A 15,746-nucleotide genomic window follows, 5' to 3' on the forward strand; every position below is an offset into this window, starting at 1 on the left:
GATGGCACAGAAGTTAGCAGAAAATGAACTGGATATGGATTTAGGAAAAGAATCAGGCGGGGGATTTGAGCGGTTTATGTTTTTCCTGATTCCGATTGTTTTCACAATCGTTCTGGTCGGGGTCTTGCTTACACTGTTCAATATGGACTTCAGAAGCGAAATGATCTCATTAGGGAACAAAATACCAATTGTTAAAAATTGGATTCCTGAACCGAAGGATAAGGCAACCCAGACAAAAGAAGCGGATCAGAAGGCACAGTCTGAAAGTTCTGAAGCAACCATTCAACAGTTAAAAGCGGATTTAGCTAAGCAGACGGAAGAACTCAAAAAGGCTACCGCTGCTAAGACGACACAAGATAAAAAGGTTACTGAACTTCAGAATCAGGTCAATACACTGCAAACGCAACAGGAACAACAGTCGCAGACGGGTCAACAGGGACAGGCCGGGCAGCAGGGACAAGCAGGTACGCAAACTACAGACGGAACAACAAATGAAGATCCTTATGTAAAACAGACCAGAGAACTTGCCAGCATGTATGAAGGAATGACGGCAAGTAAAGCTGCACCGATCATGGAGAATCTGACCACGGAAGAGACCGTACAGCTCTTAAGCTACATGGACCCTGCCAACAGTGCGAAGATTTTGCAAAAGATGGACGCTAAAAAAGCAGCAGATATTACGATGGCTCTGAAAAACGTAACGCCATCTACGGATTTATCGGTAGCTGCGTTGCAGTCTCGTCTGAAGAAGGATCAAGGTACTACAGCCGGAACGACGAGTAAAAGTCTGCAAAGCACTCAAATCAGTAGCACATTTGCTTCCATGGACAAGAAAAGCGGTGCCGAACTTATTTTACAAACTTACAAAATCAGTCCGGATAAGGCATTAAACATATTAAATACAGTAGATGATTCGACACGTGCTTCTTTACTGCAATATATGTCTGCCAAGGATGCAGGTCAGACCGCGAAAATTTTGAATAAATTGATGGGTAGTAAGTAATTTGAATTGAAGGGAGGTGAAAAATATATGACCCTTATTTCTCAAAGTGTATCTCTTAGCTCTAGTCAAACAGCTAACAGTACGACAGCATCAACAACAAGTACAGCCACGGCTGCTGGAGCAACCACGGGTGCCTTTAATCAAACACTGACGCAAATGATGACAGGCGGGCAAACGGACTCAGCAGGAACAGATGCAAATGGTTCTCCATTAGTTATGGTACTACCACTTATTGCAAGCGGAGAATCTGCGGAAGCTCCAACCGAGCCGCTGGTTGAAACATTAGCTCCTTTGCTGCAAAATCTCGAGAAGTTGGATGATCAGGTAGTTGCCGATCCTGCGCTGCTTGCAACTCTGCAATCGTGGATTCAGCAAGTACAACAGTTTTTGCAAGGCAATGGAACAAATCAACAGGCAGATGGTGGGGAAACGGCAGAGACTACAGGCTTGACAGCTTTGGCAGCTAATCCGGCAACTCTTCGTTTTGCATTGCAGGACGCTTTGTCACAACTTGCCAATGTAGCAGAACAGGCTTCGGGAGACCAAAAGACTAAGGTGACACAGTTACTACAATCGCTGCAAAGCGCAACGGCTGGGACGGGAGCTATTTCCGATGAGCAGTGGCATGGAGTATTGAAAGCTGTGGAACTTGCTGATAGTGGAGATTCACAAGCAGCCCAGCCTTCTGCACAACGAGCAAATGGTGCTCAGACGTTAACTGCAGCATCTACAAACAAACAGGTTACTCCTCAGCAGCAAGCAAGTCAGGGTGAAACTAGCCAGCAAGGCTCAGAAGGACAGCGTTCATCAACGAATCTTCTCGTTCAGTCCGCAGTTAAACCTACTGTAACGGATGAAGCAGGTACATTCGTAGATGCAGCTGAGCAAGCGGATCCGGCATCAACTGATAATCAGACTCCAGTGATCACGACTGCGGGGCAGCTTTCAGTACAAGCGCAGGGAACAACACCTTCGGCTCCAGCTCAACCAGTCGTACATGTACGGCAATTTGCCAAGGAGATGACTGAGTTTGTAGTACAAAAACTTGATATTGTAAAACACACTGGTTTGACAGAAGCGACCATCATGCTTCGTCCAGATCATCTGGGCCAGCTGGAGGTTAAGCTAACGATGCAAAATGGTCATCTGGTTGCCCAGTTCATGACTGAGCATAGCGGAGCGAAGGATTTGCTGGAACAGCAAATGTCGCAGTTGCGCACGAGTCTTCAGAGCCAAGGTATTCAAGTGGATAAAGTAGAAGTTACGCACAATGAGTCGCTATCCTCCCATATGTATCAGGATGGACGTGGATCTGGGGCTAATCAGCAGCAGCAATCCAACCAACGTTCTAAAGCTCGAGGTAGAGAAGAGAGCGAGGATGCTGTGAAGGTAGCTGAAATGACAGAAGAGCTTCGTAACTGGACAGTAGAACAACGCGCAGATGACATGAATCGGACAGGCTCCTTTACAGCACAAGCGTAATGATGGAGGTGAGAACACAATGACGACTACAGACAACAATGTATCCACCAGTAACGTCTGGCCGAATTACAATGTGAATAATGTCAAAACAGCAAGTGCCAAGGATACTAAAACGATGGGTAAAGATCAATTTTTAAAAATCTTGATCACTCAACTACAAAATCAGGATCCAATGCAGCCTTTGGAGGATAAAGAATTCATCGCCCAAATGGCACAGTTTTCCTCAGTGGAACAACTGATGAACATTTCTACGCAGTTGAATGCATTGGGACAGTCTTTGGGTACAGCTTCTGGTTTGATAGGAAAAGAAGTCAGTTGGATTGAGCCGGGGAAAAAAGATTCTATTACAGGTGAGACAGGCGCAGGTACGGTGAAAAGTGGAATCGTAGATTCCATCGTTATTCGCGACGGTGTGCAGTATGCCAAAATGGGAGCGGCTGAGGTGGCATTAAAAGATGTAACATCAGTAAGCCAGGCTAATACAACGGCTCCTGTTACAGAGACGTCAGATACTTCATCTTCTTCCTCTACTGGAAGCGGTGAGAACTCATGAATGACAGGATAACGGTCGGACGCCTTTTTCCTACCAACGTTCCCCCGGCAGCGATTTCTCAAAACCGATTAAATTCGGTAACAAAGGATACCAAACCATTTGGTCAGGTGTTGCAGGAACAGGTGCTCAAGCTCAGCAACCATGCAGCCAAGCGACTGGAGCAGCGAGGAATAGAGTTGAGAAGTGACCAAATGGCGAAAATTAACTCTGCTGTGGATAAGGCTGCTGCCAAAGGCGCTAAAGAATCTTTAATTTTAATGCAGGATATGGCTTTGATTGTTAGTGTGCCTAATCGAACGGTTGTTACTGCGATGGACAAGCAGTCCATGGAGGATAACGTATTTACGCAGATAGATAGTGCTGTAATTATTTCATAAAAAAATATACGAAGTGGCTGGCCCGAATAGGAAAGCCATGAAAAAGCCGCGGATCGACTGATGCGGTCAACTAAGCAACCAATCAGAGGAGGATTTATACTCAATGTTGAGATCAATGTATTCAGGTGTATCGGGCATGAAGGGCTTTCAAACAAAGCTGGACGTTATCGGTAACAACATTGCAAACGTAAATACTACAGGCTTCAAGTCCAGCCGAGTAATGTTCAAGGATATTTTGAGCCAAACAAGCTCGGGCGCAAGTGCGTCTGGAGAAGAAACGGCAGGAAGTAACGCAAAGCAAATTGGTTTGGGTTCGACTGTGTCCTCCATTGACACGCTCCATTTGCCAGGAAGTGCCATGACAACAAATAATCCAACAGATTTACGCCTTAATGGTGATGGTTTCTTTTTGGTTAAAATGAATGCGGATCAAGAGGCTCCATACTTGACTAGAGCAGGAGATTTTCATATTGACGGAAATAGGCATTTGGTAACTTCGGACGGTTTTTTTGTTGCTGATTCAGGTGGTGGAGTTCCCATTACGTTAGCAGACGATGTTACTGCTTTCTCAATTTCTCAGGATGGAACCATTGTACAAACTTTGGCATCTGGTGAAACAGATAATGCTACCAAAATTGGAGTAACTAAAGTAATCAATCCTGAAGGATTGGAAAAAATCGGAGGTAGTCTGTATCGTGCTACAGTTAACTCTGGAAACGAGGGTGAAATCACTGCTATGGAAGCAAACAGCGCTGATGATGGCACCGGTGCTATCATCTCGGGTCAGCTGGAAATGTCCAACGTTGATCTGACAGGCGAATTTACCGAAATGATCGTAGCTCAGCGCGGATTCCAAGCGAACTCGCGTATCATTACGACTTCGGATGAAGTGCTTCAGGAAGTTGTAAACTTGAAACGATAATCTCATTTAAACGCGGAGGAGTAGAGGCTCCTCCGCACCTATCAGGAGGTTGGTGTTACGATGATCCCGTTAACGCGGCTGAACGGCTCGCCTATGTGGCTTAATGCGCTGCTCATTGAGACTGTGGAGGAAACACCGGATACATACGTCACTTTGGTGACGGGGAAACGGTTGATTGTATTGGAAAAAGCGGCAGATGTCGTCTCCTTGATCAAGAGTTACAGCCGTGAAATCGGCATGCATGCCGCCACGATAAAAGTGCAACAAATGGAGGAAGACGAATGAAGAAGATGCTGCCATGGCTCATTACAATTTTACTCGCGATTACTTTGATTGCAGGCGCGGCCTTTGTACTTATACCAGCGCTTAGCGGGAAGAAGTCGGAAGTCATACCGAATGCGCAAGCCGCTCAAGCAGAACAACTTCCAAGATTGTCAGCAGATGAATTGGTGGAAGTAAGCTCTGAAATTACCGGTATCAAAACAAATTTGGCAGACGCAGATTACATTGTGCAGATGAATCTTGCTTTTCAATTGAACGATGCCAAAGCCAAAGAAGCTTTTGAAAAAATCAAGGACATTAGTATTAAGCCTATCGTTATTCAATTACTTGCAGACACCAAACCTGATGAGCTCAGAACGGCTAAAGGCCGGGATCAGTTCAGTGACAAGCTGACGGATCTCATCAATAAGTCGCTCCCTGAAGGTCACCTGGGGAACGCCAAAATTACAGACTTTTTGCTGGCAGCCATTTGATTCCAGGTGATCTTGTCAGGAACACGTAAGGGGGTGAATAACATTGGTGGATGTACTGTCACAAGGGGAAATTGATGCCCTTTTAGCAGCTCTCTCGTCCGGTGAAATGGATGCGGAAGAACTCAAAAAGGAAGAAACCCAAAAGAAAGTTCGCGCTTATGATTTCAAGAGGGCGCTTAGGTTTTCCAAGGACCATATACGAAGTCTGACGCGGATACACGAGAACTTTGCACGGTATCTGACCACTTATTTTTCAGCACAGCTTCGTACTTTTGTCCAGATTAATGTCGTTCAGGTGGAGCAGCTTCCATATGATGAATTCATTCGCTCCATTCCGAAAATGACCATTCTAAACATTTTTGAAGCTGAACCACTGGAAGGCCGAATGGTGCTTGAGGTTCACCCGAACGTAGCTTATGCCATGCTGGACAGGCTTCTCGGAGGAACAGGTTCGGCACCAACTAAGGTTACCGCGTTGACCGAAATCGAGACGACGATCATGGAGCGAATTTTCAGCCGTACCTTTGATAGCCTGCAAGAGGCTTGGAAAACGGTACTGGACATTGAACCACGTCTAGAGGCTATGGAAACAAATCCGCAGTTCATGCAGATTGTTTCGCCGAATGAGACGATTGCTCTGATTTCGCTTAGCACCAAAATTGGTGATACCACAGGGATGATTAATCTCTGTATCCCGCACGTGGTATTGGAACCTATTATGGCCAGACTGTCCACGCACCAGTGGTTTACATCCGAAAAGAAATCAAGGGCGCCTGAAGAGATAGACGCCTTGAGATTACGGGTCACCAAAGCAGAGCTTCCTATTATTGCGGAGTTGGGTGAATCCCGGATAAATGTAGCTGAGTTTTTGGGCCTTTCGGTAGGGGATGTCATTTCATTGAACAAGCCAGTCAAAGAAGGACTATCCATCCGGGTAGGCGAGAAGTTGAAGTTTATGGGAAGTCCCGGCATGGTAAGAGATCGTGTTGCCGTACAAATTGATGAAATTGTCAACGAAGGAGTTGAAGAAATTGACGAGTAAAGACTATTTGTCCCAGGAGGAAATTGATGCCTTGCTGAAACAGTCTGAAGCGGGGACGGATTCTACTCCCGCAGGCAAGACCGTTGACGATTTTCTGACTTCTCTGGAGCAGGATGCTCTCGGGGAAATCGGTAATATAACGTTCGGCAGCGCAGCTACGGCTCTTTCCACACTGCTCGGTCAAAAGGTGGATATTACGACACCTAAAGTTTCAATTATTACACGTTCTGAATTTGAAACTGCATTTCCAAAGCCGCACGTAGCCGTACATGTAAATTATGTCGATGGATTTGAAGGCATTAACTCGCTTGTAATTAAAAAGCGTGATGCGCAGGTTATAGCGGATTTAATGCTTGGTGGTGAAGGAAATCCGGCAGATGAAGAATTGAATGAAATTCACATCAGTGCCGTGCAGGAAGCGATGAACCAGATGATGGGATCGTCTGCGACCTCTATGTCTACCATGTTTAATCGTTTTGTTAATATCTCTCCACCAGGGATTGATATTTTGGATCCTCTGCACGGTGATGGAGTATCCAGCCTGCCAGATGAAGAGACGCTGATTACAGTATCCTTCCGGTTATTGATTGGAGATCTGATTGACTCTACACTGATGCAACTGTTACCTGTTAATTTCGCCAAAAAGATGGTGAGCATCTTAATGAATGGCGGAGAGGATGACGAGCAACCGCAAGCGTCCGCACAGCAGGCAGCTGCAACAGCTGCTCCCGAAGCGCCGACACAAGCTAGTACTCCGCAGCCACCGTCTGCACCAGCCTACCAACAGCCGCCTGCAGCCGCGCAGGCGCCGCAAGATGCAGGCTATGGGCAACAACCGCCAATGTATCCTCAAGATCCGGGATATGGGCAGCAGGGCGCTCCAGGGTATGGAACGCCGGGGTATGGAATGCCAGCAGGTGTGCCGCCGCAAGTGCCTTATGGAACACCTCATCATTATGGGGCTGTACCACCGGGACGTAATGTAAATGTGCAGCCTGTACAATTTTCTAACTTGCAGTCCGGTGGATTTCCGCAAGTGGATGAAAACAATTTAAATTTATTGATGGACATTCCCCTTAGAGTCACCGTAGAATTAGGAAGGACCCAAAAGCAAATTAAAGATATTCTGGAGCTCTCACAAGGTTCAATTATTGAACTGGACAAGCTTGCCGGGGAGCCGGTGGACATTATGGTTAACAACAAACTGATTGCCAAGGGCGAGGTTGTCGTAATCGACGAGAACTTTGGCGTGCGTGTAACGGATATTGTAAGCCAATGGGACCGAATTCAAAAATTACAATAAAAGCATAATTTAGGGAGGATTTATTTCAGATGGCAAACCGTATTTTGATCGTGGACGATGCTGCATTTATGAGAATGATGATTCGGGACATCCTGTCCAAAAATGGATTTGAAGTAGTAGGAGAGGCCCAGGATGGATCACAGGCCATTGAAAAATTCAAGGAGCTTCGTCCTGACCTGATTACGATGGATATCACGATGCCTGAGATGGACGGCATTGCCGCTCTGAAGGAAATCAAACAAATTGACCCGAACGCAAAGGTTATCATGTGTTCCGCGATGGGTCAGCAAGCTATGGTAATTGATGCCATTCAAGCTGGCGCAAAAGATTTTATCGTTAAGCCATTCCAATCGGATCGGGTTATCGAAGCCATCAACAAGACACTGGGTGTGTAAGGCGCATCCAGTATGGATACACAACAGGGTGCCTCTGACGCTTTGAGTACATCCAGCAATATAGGAAACATTGCTTGGGTCCTTTTCGTGCTAATCTTTATCATCGTACTGATCGTGTACTTGATACGGTTTTTGAGTAAAAGAAATCAGAGCTGGTTCAGCAACCGCTCCGTTCGCATACTGGGAGGCGTGGGGCTTGGCCCCAATAAATCCCTTCAGCTTGTTGAAGTTGGTAGCAGTGTGTACCTCATTGGTGTGGGAGAAGATATCCGGCTTGTTGACAAAGTATCCGATCCTGAAGAAGTGGAGCAAATTTTGGCCGCACTGGAGCAGGAAGCTTCTCTGCAGCGCGGCCCAATTGCCCCGCTATTCGCTAAAATTGCGGATAAGCTTCGCCGGAACAACGCGGCACAGCAGCAGCAACCTGAAGAGGAAACATCTTTTCATGAGATGTTTGAATCCAAGCTTCGGCAGATGCCGAATCGCAAGGATAAACTTGAAAAGTTGCGCAATGAGGAGAATACTACAGATCGGTCGGGAGATTCATGAGAAAAAAGATTATACTAGCATGTTTGCTGCTTGTCTTGTTCAGCTTCATTTCGGTGACGGCGGCCTCTGCGGAACCGATTCCGAACATTGATATTCAAGTCGGCAATTCGGACAAAGGACAGCCCGGTGCCACCTCGCTGTCTATTATTTTACTTATTACTGTCATTAGTGTAGCGCCCGCGTTGCTTGTACTTATGACAAGTTTTACGCGTATCGTGATTGTACTTGGCTTTGTGCGAACTTCACTGGGAACTCAGCAGATGCCGCCTAATCAGGTGCTTGTTGGACTGGCCTTGTTTCTCACCTTATTTATTATGGCGCCGACCTTCTCAGCTATGAACGAAACTGCGCTTCAGCCGTATCTCAAGGGGGATATAACACAGTCTCAGGCACTAGATAAGGCATCGGTACCGATTAAGACTTTTATGTTCTCTCATACACGTGAGAAGGATCTACTGCTCTTTATGAAATACACCAAGATGGAAAAACCAAAAAACTATCAAGATATTCCACTAACGGTGATGGTTCCGGCATATGCAATCAGTGAGTTGAAAACAGCATTTCAGATGGGCTTTATGATTTTTATACCCTTTTTAGTTATAGACATTGTAGTGTCCAGTACACTCATGGCTATGGGGATGATGATGCTACCACCGGTAATGATCTCGCTTCCTTTTAAAATACTACTTTTCGTACTTGTAGATGGTTGGTATTTGGTCGTCAAATCATTACTTCTGAGTTTTAATACATGAATACTTTTCTGCAAGGACAGCAATCAAGGAGGACGGCAATGACTTCGGAGTTTATTATTTCCCTGGCTGGGCAAGCGGTATACATTGTACTCAAGGTGAGTGCTCCGATGCTGATTTTGGGGCTAGTCGTGGGTTTGATCATCAGTATTTTTCAAGCGACAACTCAAATTCAGGAGCAGACACTGGCCTTTGTTCCGAAGATTGTCGCCGTATTGCTGGCATTGCTTTTGTTCGGGCCCTGGATATTGACCACATTAGTGGACTTTACGTATAACATTCTGGACAATTTGTACAAATATATAGGTTAGGCTGAAAGTTATGAACATATTGTTGCAGAGTTTTCCTGTTTTTTTGCTGATTTTTTGTCGGATTACCTCGTTTTTTGTAGTAGCGCCTATTTTTTCAACCCGAGGGGTACCTAATATCTTTAAGGTGGGAATTTCAGGATTTCTAGCTTTGGTCGTGTATCTTACTTATGGTACGCATCAACAGGTGCCGACCGATGTAGCGTATGTGCTGTTAGTAGGGCGTGAGGTGCTGATTGGGTTGTTGCTGGGGTTTACTGCATATTTGTTCATGACAGCGATCCAAACCGCAGGTTCATTTATAGACCTACAGGTGGGGTTCGGAATGGCCAGTGTATTTGATCCCATGACAGGGGCTTCAACGCCTCTTACGGGTAATTTCAAGTTCGCCATAGCTGTATTGTTCTTTTTGAGCATAAACGGGCATCATCATCTGCTAAACGCTATTTTATACAGTTATGATTGGGTACCACTGACCAATGATTTTTTTATAAAGCTGTATGGTGGCAGTGTAACTGAATTTCTGGTGCGTTCTTTTGCGGAATCATTTATGTTGGCCTTTCAAATTGCTGCTCCCATTGTAGTAGCGACCTTTTTAACGGATGTGGGACTCGGCTTTTTAGCTAAAACAGCACCGCAATTTAACATTTTTGTCATTGGTGTGCCGCTTAAAATTATTGTGGGATTGTTCATGTTATTGCTTCTCATGCCAAGTTTTGCTTTTATATTCGAAAGATTGTTTTCTGTGATGTTCGAATCCATGCGCAACTTGTTGGATATTATGGGTAATCGTCCTTAATGTCTGGTCTGGAGGAACGTAGTTTGTCATTTAAATATGCTATGAACCTGCAGTTGTTCTCAGGGGAAAAAACGGAAAAAGCTACACCCAAGAAGAAACAGGATGCAAGACAAAAAGGGCAGGTTGCCAAGAGCATGGAGTTGCCCGCTGCTGGTGTCTTGCTGGTTACGTTTTTTTGCCTCATGATTTTCGGCGGGTATTTTAAGGATCATGCGGTCCGCTTGTTTCGGGATATTTTTGTGAATCGGCTGTCTATGGAAGTAACACCGAATACAACGCTGCTGATGATGGGTGAGTATGGTGTGCAAATCTTGATTATGCTGGCTCCTATTTTTGTTGGTGCCATTGTCATCGGGATAGCAGCGAATTACATGCAGATCGGTTTTTTATTAACCGGAGAGGGCATTACACCCAAGTTTAGCAAGATTGATCCGATTAAAGGCTTTAAAAATATTTTTTCCATGAGGTCATTGGTTGAATTCCTGAAATCTGTTTTAAAAATGACTGTAATTGGTTATCTGGTGTACAGCGTACTTTGGAAAACAAAGGCTGACCTACCCAAACTAGCTGAGATGTCCGGCGACCAGATGTTGAGTTTTACGGCTTCATTAACAATGGAACTGGGACTCAAAATTGGTGTGGTGCTGTTCATTTTAGCGATATTGGATTATATGTATCAACGTTATGAGCATGAGAAAAATCTGAAAATGTCCAAACAGGACATCAAGGATGAGTACAAGAAAATGGAGGGTGACCCACTGATCAAAGGGAAAATTCGCGAGCGACAGCGCCGTATGGCTATGCAGCGCATGATGCAGGAGGTTCCTAATGCAGATGTCATCATCACCAACCCTACGCACTTTGCTGTGGCTTTGAAATATGACGGTTCGGAGATGGAAGCGCCGCAGATTATTGCGAAAGGACAAGATTATGTCGCGCTCCGAATTAAGGAAATTGCCAAGCAAAGCGGCGTTATAACGATGGAAAACAAGCCGCTGGCGCGGGCGCTGTTTCAAAGAGCCGAAATCGGGGATGCGATACCAGCTGATCTTTTTCAGGCCGTTGCCGAAGTGCTGGCGTATGTATATAAATTAAAAGGTAAAGTGAAATAAAGGGATCGGAGGCCAAGAGACCCGTGAAAATAAAAGATATAACCGTCCTTGCAGGCGTCATCGGTATCGTTCTTATGATGATTCTCCCGATCCCTTCATGGCTGCTGGATGTCCTACTCGTCATTAATATTTCTATTGCTTTAATGATTTTGCTCGTATCAATGAACACGAAGGAAGCTTTACAATTTTCTATCTTTCCTTCATTGCTGCTCATTACAACGTTGTTTCGTTTGGCACTCAACATTTCTACGACCAAACTTATTTTAGGTGAGGGTCATGCCGGCGAAGTAGTTGCTACATTCGGTAGCTGGATTGCAGGCGGCCAAATTGCCGTCGGCTTTGTTGTCTTCCTCATTCTTGTGGTCGTACAGTTCATTGTTATCACCAAAGGATCGGAGCGGGTAGCAGAAGTGGGCGCCCGGTTTACATTGGATGCGATGCCAGGTAAACAAATGAGTATTGATGCTGATTTGAATGCAGGTCTGATTAATGAGCAACAAGCCCGTGAACGACGTAGTAAAATCGAACGGGAAGCGGATTTTTACGGAGCTATGGATGGTGCGAGTAAATTCGTTAAAGGCGATGCGATCGCCAGTATTATCATTTTGATCATTAACCTGGTGGGCGGCTTTATTATCGGTATGGCCGTTCAGGGAAAAGGATTTCAAGAAGCGCTGTCAACGTATTCTGTACTCACGATCGGTGATGGATTGGTTAGCCAGATTCCCGCGCTGCTCATATCCACGGCATCAGGCTTGATTGTTACGCGGGCTACGTCGGATGGCAACTTAGCAGAAGATTTAACCGGACAGCTCTTTTCATATCCAAAATTGATCTACATAGTGGCTGCCACCATTGCATTATTGGGCCTTTTCACGCCTATTCATATCATTACAACTCTTCCACTTGCGATTCTATTATTTTTTGCAGCGCGAAGAATGCAGAGCAATATGGAACGCAAGCAAATTGCTGATGAACAGCTGGAGGAGGAGCAACAAATCGAAGAGGTGCGTAGTCCGGAAAGTGTCATTAACTTGCTTCAAGTAGATCCGATTGAATTTGAATTTGGGTACGGGTTGATTCCGTTGGCGGATACACAGCAAGGCGGTGATTTACTGGATCGGATTATTATGATTCGCCGTCAATGCGCCTTGGAGCTGGGGTTGGTTGTGCCGGTCATTCGTATTCGGGACAACATTCAGCTCAAGCCTAACGAATATGTAATTAAAATTAAAGGCAATACGGTAGGCGGCGGAGAACTGTTGTTGAATCATTATCTGGCTATGAGTCCGGGATACGACGACGACTCTATTACAGGGATTGAAACGACAGAACCGGCTTTCGGATTGCCTGCACTCTGGATTGACGAGAACACCAAGGATGTTGCTGAGCTGTCAGGTTATACGGTAGTTGATCCACCTTCAGTTGTAGCTACTCATCTAACAGAGACGATCAAGAAACATGCCCATGAGTTGCTTGGCAGACAGGAAACACGTTCGCTGGTTGACAATCTCAAGGAGAATTACCCAGTGCTGGTGGACGACCTTATTCCTTCTGTGCTTGCGATTGGGGACGTACAAAAAGTGTTGGCCAAGCTGTTGAAAGAAAAAATCTCTATACGCGATATGGTGACTATATTCGAGACACTGGCTGACTATGGTACTTATACAAAAGATCCAGACGTGCTGACTGAATATGTTCGTCAAGCGTTATCACGTCAGATTACGCAGCAATTTGCACAGCAGGGAGAAACGTTGCGCGTTATTACTGTGGGACCAGGATTGGAGAAGAAAATTGCTGAGAGCGTGCAGCAGTCGGAGCAAGGTAGCTATTTGGCTCTTGATCCGGTGTCAACGCAAACGGTGTATCAAAGGATGATGGAGCAAATCAACCGCCTCATTCAATCTGGACAGCAGCCTATTGTGTTAACGTCACCGACAATACGTATGTATTTGCGGCAAGTGATGGAGCGGACGATGCAGGATGTCCCGGTGCTGTCGTACAGTGAGCTGGAGCCGAACGTTGAAATTCAAAGTGTCGGGGTGGTGAACTTATGAGGGTGAAACGATATGTAGTGGATACCATGCCAGAAGCCATGCTGCAAATCAGGGGTGACTTAGGAACAGATGCCGTCATTTTAAGTACAAAGGAAGTGAAGGTCGGCGGTTTTATGGGGATGTTCAGTAAAAAGAAAATTGAAGTGGTTGCTGCAGTTGAGGAGCAGCAACCTCCAAAGCCTCGGCGGGCTGAACGCTCGTCACACCAGCTTGCCCAGGCTTCTTCGCCTCTAATGAACACCCCTGAGAAGCCGGAAAAACCATTAGTCCCTGTGGTCCCCAGACAAGCAGCTCCAGAAGCTTATCGACGGGTTACACAACAGATAGCCGGTAGTTCCAAAGAAGGACAAGCTGAATTAACGGTTAATACAGAACAAGCTGCATCAGCAACTGAGCATTTGTCGCCTAGGTCTGCTAATAACCTGGAGACTATATCTCAGGCATTTGATCAAGAAATATTGCTTTCGAACCTGAAATCATCCAGTGAGCTGCATAAACGGCCAATCGAAGCAAGTGTTCCAGACAAGAGTGGAGCTGAGGAAAATCAGGCTTTGCTTAATGAATTACGGGAAATGAAAGCGATGATGACTCGGTTTTCCAGAAACTCTTCGATGGAAAGTACTTGGCCGGAGGCGCTGCAAGAGATTTGTGAGCATGTGTTGGAACAGGAAGTGGAACGTGATTTACTGGAATATTGGATCGAACAGGTATATGTCCGTCGAAGTGAGCACCCTTTTGCACCTGAAACTTTTGATTGGGAACAAGCCTTTCGTGAGGAAGTGACCAGTTTTATACAGACAAGACTGGATAAAGGAATTTCCCAAGATACCAAAATTGTGTATGTTGCAGGCCCTACCGGAGTAGGAAAAACGACAACCATTGCGAAGTTGGCTGCGGAACAGTTGTTCAAGCATCATCGCAAAGTTGGATTTATTACATCTGACACGTACCGAATTTCAGCCGTCGAGCAACTGCGTACATATGCAACGATTTTAAATGTACCGCTTGAAGTTGTGCAATCTCCCGGTGACGTCCAAAGAGCTATTCAACGTCTGGAGCATTGTGACTTGATCCTCATGGATACTGCAGGGCGAAATTATCGTAATGAACTGCTTGTATCAGAACTGCAAAGTCTGCTTTCACCTATTAATGAAAGTGAGACGTATCTGGTACTCAGCCTGACATCCAAAAGCAGGGATATGCTCAATATAACTGGACATTTCAGTAAGTTTGGCCTTGGTAAGGTTGTATTTACCAAGATGGATGAGACAGGCAGTTGTGGCGGAATGTTTAATCTTTTGCACCAGTTTCCGATGCAGTTGGCCTATATTACTAATGGACAAAATGTTCCTGACGACCTGCTTCATCCCGATGCAGAAATGGTGACAAATATGCTGCTTGGAGCCAAAGGATCATCAGGAGTTAACGGAGATTCCATATGAGTGATCAAGCCCAATCACTTAGACAAATGGCTTCATCCTTGGATAAGTATCGATTACCCCCACGTAATCGTCACGCAAAAATTATAACGATTACCAGTGGTAAAGGCGGGGTGGGCAAATCCAATTTTACGCTGAACTTTGCTTTGGCCCTGCAATCTCTTGGTCGAAAAGTACTTGTGTTTGATGCTGACATCGGTATGGCTAATATTGATGTGTTGATGGGGGCCCACTCACAATACAATCTTCTTCATCTGTTAAAACGTGAAAAATCCATTGATGAAATTATTCAAACGGGTATAGGTGGTTTGCCTTATATTGCTGGAGGCTCAGGCTTAAGCGAACTGTTTGCATTATCAGATGAGAATCTGAATTATTTTGCTGAAGAAGTAGAAAAAATGGCAGCTGACATGGATTATATTCTTTTTGATACAGGTGCAGGTTTATCCAAAGAAAATCTTAAATTCATCACTTCAGCTGACGAATGTATGGTAGTAACCACCCCAGAACCGACGTCCTTAACAGATGCGTATGCATTAATTAAAGTCGTCAACGGGTTGCAGAAAGATACGGTATTCAAAATTATAGTCAATCGTGCCGATAACGATAATGAGGCCCGTCAAGTTGCTGATAAGATCGCACTTGTTGCGAAACGCTTTTTGGAGATCGAAATCCCGCTGCTTGGACATATCAGTGATGATACTCATGTCATGCAGGCAGTCAAAAGACAAGTACCTTTTATGGTTGCTTTTCCGGGATGTACGGCTTCAAGAGATGTACTGAATCTGGCACACCGTTTTGCAGCAATGCCACAGGTTCCACAATCAGGTGCATTGAGTGGAATTAAAGGATTTATGCAAAAATGGTTGCGGCGTTCTATGCATTGATTTTTGATGAGAGG

The 15,746-nt window shown here is 45.2% G+C and carries 18 protein-coding genes; all 18 read left to right on the top strand.

Features of this window, described 5'->3' with window-relative positions; translation table 11 throughout:
• Position 1 precedes the first annotated feature (1 nt).
• The 18 genes from PPM_RS09880 to PPM_RS09965 all read left to right on the top strand — a co-directional run bounded on the left by PPM_RS09880 (position 2) and on the right by PPM_RS09965 (position 15,732).
• Positions 2-1,003 (top strand): magnesium transporter MgtE N-terminal domain-containing protein, encoded by a 1,002-nt coding sequence (locus tag PPM_RS09880; RefSeq protein WP_013370678.1) that lies wholly within the window; start codon positions 2-4, stop codon positions 1,001-1,003.
• A gap of 27 nt (positions 1,004-1,030) precedes the next feature.
• Positions 1,031-2,485 carry a flagellar hook-length control protein FliK gene (locus PPM_RS09885; protein ID WP_013370679.1) on the top strand — a complete coding sequence of 485 codons (1,455 nt, stop codon included), beginning with the start codon at positions 1,031-1,033 and terminating at the stop codon, positions 2,483-2,485.
• A 19-nt stretch (positions 2,486-2,504) separates the two neighbouring features.
• Positions 2,505-3,038 carry a flagellar hook capping FlgD N-terminal domain-containing protein gene (locus PPM_RS09890; RefSeq protein WP_013370680.1) on the top strand — a complete coding sequence of 178 codons (534 nt, stop codon included), beginning with the start codon at positions 2,505-2,507 and terminating at the stop codon, positions 3,036-3,038.
• Positions 3,035-3,415, top strand: a complete 381-nt coding sequence (locus PPM_RS09895; protein WP_013370681.1) for a TIGR02530 family flagellar biosynthesis protein — start codon at positions 3,035-3,037, stop codon at positions 3,413-3,415. The genes PPM_RS09890 and PPM_RS09895 overlap by 4 nt, the downstream gene beginning before the upstream one ends.
• A gap of 103 nt (positions 3,416-3,518) precedes the next feature.
• Positions 3,519-4,337 (top strand): flagellar basal body rod protein FlgG, encoded by an 819-nt coding sequence (gene flgG / locus PPM_RS09900; protein ID WP_013370682.1) that lies wholly within the window; start codon positions 3,519-3,521, stop codon positions 4,335-4,337.
• A gap of 60 nt (positions 4,338-4,397) precedes the next feature.
• Complete coding sequence (locus PPM_RS09905) at positions 4,398-4,622, top strand: flagellar FlbD family protein (RefSeq protein ID WP_013370683.1); 225 nt, start codon at positions 4,398-4,400, stop codon at positions 4,620-4,622.
• Positions 4,619-5,092, top strand: coding sequence for a flagellar basal body-associated FliL family protein (locus PPM_RS09910; protein ID WP_013370684.1), 474 nt, complete (start codon positions 4,619-4,621; stop codon positions 5,090-5,092). Before PPM_RS09905 ends, PPM_RS09910 begins: the two co-directional genes overlap by 4 nt.
• 43 nt (positions 5,093-5,135) lie before the next feature.
• A complete protein-coding gene (gene fliM, locus PPM_RS09915) occupies positions 5,136-6,134 on the top strand; it encodes a flagellar motor switch protein FliM (protein ID WP_013370685.1) in 999 nt (332 codons plus the stop codon).
• The gene (gene fliY / locus PPM_RS09920) at positions 6,124-7,437 is read left to right on the top strand and encodes a flagellar motor switch phosphatase FliY (RefSeq protein ID WP_013370686.1); all 1,314 of its coding nucleotides are present in this window, start codon (positions 6,124-6,126) and stop codon (positions 7,435-7,437) included. The genes fliM and fliY overlap by 11 nt, the downstream gene beginning before the upstream one ends.
• A 29-nt stretch (positions 7,438-7,466) precedes the next feature.
• Positions 7,467-7,832 (top strand): response regulator, encoded by a 366-nt coding sequence (locus tag PPM_RS09925; protein WP_013370687.1) that lies wholly within the window; start codon positions 7,467-7,469, stop codon positions 7,830-7,832.
• 12 nt (positions 7,833-7,844) lie between these two features.
• A complete protein-coding gene (locus PPM_RS09930; RefSeq protein WP_013370688.1) occupies positions 7,845-8,381 on the top strand; it encodes a flagellar biosynthetic protein FliO in 537 nt (178 codons plus the stop codon).
• Positions 8,378-9,133: a flagellar type III secretion system pore protein FliP gene (gene fliP / locus PPM_RS09935; protein WP_013309901.1), complete on the top strand. Its 756-nt coding sequence runs from the start codon at positions 8,378-8,380 to the stop codon at positions 9,131-9,133. The genes PPM_RS09930 and fliP overlap by 4 nt, the downstream gene beginning before the upstream one ends.
• Before the next feature lie 38 nt (positions 9,134-9,171).
• Positions 9,172-9,441 (top strand): flagellar biosynthesis protein FliQ, encoded by a 270-nt coding sequence (fliQ, locus tag PPM_RS09940; RefSeq protein ID WP_007430038.1) that lies wholly within the window; start codon positions 9,172-9,174, stop codon positions 9,439-9,441.
• A gap of 10 nt (positions 9,442-9,451) precedes the next feature.
• A complete protein-coding gene (fliR, locus tag PPM_RS09945) occupies positions 9,452-10,237 on the top strand; it encodes a flagellar biosynthetic protein FliR (protein WP_014599665.1) in 786 nt (261 codons plus the stop codon).
• Positions 10,237-11,349 carry a flagellar biosynthesis protein FlhB gene (flhB, locus tag PPM_RS09950; protein WP_013370690.1) on the top strand — a complete coding sequence of 371 codons (1,113 nt, stop codon included), beginning with the start codon at positions 10,237-10,239 and terminating at the stop codon, positions 11,347-11,349. The genes fliR and flhB overlap by 1 nt, the downstream gene beginning before the upstream one ends.
• A 23-nt stretch (positions 11,350-11,372) precedes the next feature.
• The gene (gene flhA / locus PPM_RS09955; protein ID WP_013370691.1) at positions 11,373-13,406 is read left to right on the top strand and encodes a flagellar biosynthesis protein FlhA; all 2,034 of its coding nucleotides are present in this window, start codon (positions 11,373-11,375) and stop codon (positions 13,404-13,406) included.
• Positions 13,403-14,848 carry a flagellar biosynthesis protein FlhF gene (gene flhF, locus PPM_RS09960; protein ID WP_013370692.1) on the top strand — a complete coding sequence of 482 codons (1,446 nt, stop codon included), beginning with the start codon at positions 13,403-13,405 and terminating at the stop codon, positions 14,846-14,848. The genes flhA and flhF overlap by 4 nt, the downstream gene beginning before the upstream one ends.
• Positions 14,845-15,732 (top strand): MinD/ParA family protein, encoded by an 888-nt coding sequence (locus PPM_RS09965; protein ID WP_013370693.1) that lies wholly within the window; start codon positions 14,845-14,847, stop codon positions 15,730-15,732. The genes flhF and PPM_RS09965 overlap by 4 nt, the downstream gene beginning before the upstream one ends.
• Positions 15,733-15,746 lie beyond the last annotated feature (14 nt).

It is taken from the genome of Paenibacillus polymyxa M1 (assembly GCF_000237325.1).
Classification (GTDB): Bacteria; Bacillota; Bacilli; order Paenibacillales; family Paenibacillaceae; genus Paenibacillus; species Paenibacillus polymyxa_C.

What these genes read in the sequence shown, in the direction of transcription:
- fliR (WP_014599665.1), top strand. Translation starts at nt 9,452, where the DNA reads ATGAACATATTGTTGCAGAGTTTTCCTGTTTTTTTGCTGATTTTTTGT.
- flgG (WP_013370682.1), top strand. Translation starts at nt 3,519, where the DNA reads ATGTTGAGATCAATGTATTCAGGTGTATCGGGCATGAAGGGCTTTCAA.
- PPM_RS09965 (WP_013370693.1), top strand. Translation starts at nt 14,845, where the DNA reads ATGAGTGATCAAGCCCAATCACTTAGACAAATGGCTTCATCCTTGGAT.
- PPM_RS09930 (WP_013370688.1), top strand. Translation starts at nt 7,845, where the DNA reads ATGGATACACAACAGGGTGCCTCTGACGCTTTGAGTACATCCAGCAAT.
- PPM_RS09925 (WP_013370687.1), top strand. Translation starts at nt 7,467, where the DNA reads ATGGCAAACCGTATTTTGATCGTGGACGATGCTGCATTTATGAGAATG.
- PPM_RS09890 (WP_013370680.1), top strand. Translation starts at nt 2,505, where the DNA reads ATGACGACTACAGACAACAATGTATCCACCAGTAACGTCTGGCCGAAT.
- PPM_RS09895 (WP_013370681.1), top strand. Translation starts at nt 3,035, where the DNA reads ATGAATGACAGGATAACGGTCGGACGCCTTTTTCCTACCAACGTTCCC.
- flhB (WP_013370690.1), top strand. Translation starts at nt 10,237, where the DNA reads ATGTCTGGTCTGGAGGAACGTAGTTTGTCATTTAAATATGCTATGAAC.
- PPM_RS09885 (WP_013370679.1), top strand. Translation starts at nt 1,031, where the DNA reads ATGACCCTTATTTCTCAAAGTGTATCTCTTAGCTCTAGTCAAACAGCT.
- PPM_RS09880 (WP_013370678.1), top strand. Translation starts at nt 2, where the DNA reads ATGGCACAGAAGTTAGCAGAAAATGAACTGGATATGGATTTAGGAAAA.
- PPM_RS09905 (WP_013370683.1), top strand. Translation starts at nt 4,398, where the DNA reads ATGATCCCGTTAACGCGGCTGAACGGCTCGCCTATGTGGCTTAATGCG.
- PPM_RS09910 (WP_013370684.1), top strand. Translation starts at nt 4,619, where the DNA reads ATGAAGAAGATGCTGCCATGGCTCATTACAATTTTACTCGCGATTACT.
- flhF (WP_013370692.1), top strand. Translation starts at nt 13,403, where the DNA reads ATGAGGGTGAAACGATATGTAGTGGATACCATGCCAGAAGCCATGCTG.
- fliP (WP_013309901.1), top strand. Translation starts at nt 8,378, where the DNA reads ATGAGAAAAAAGATTATACTAGCATGTTTGCTGCTTGTCTTGTTCAGC.
- fliQ (WP_007430038.1), top strand. Translation starts at nt 9,172, where the DNA reads ATGACTTCGGAGTTTATTATTTCCCTGGCTGGGCAAGCGGTATACATT.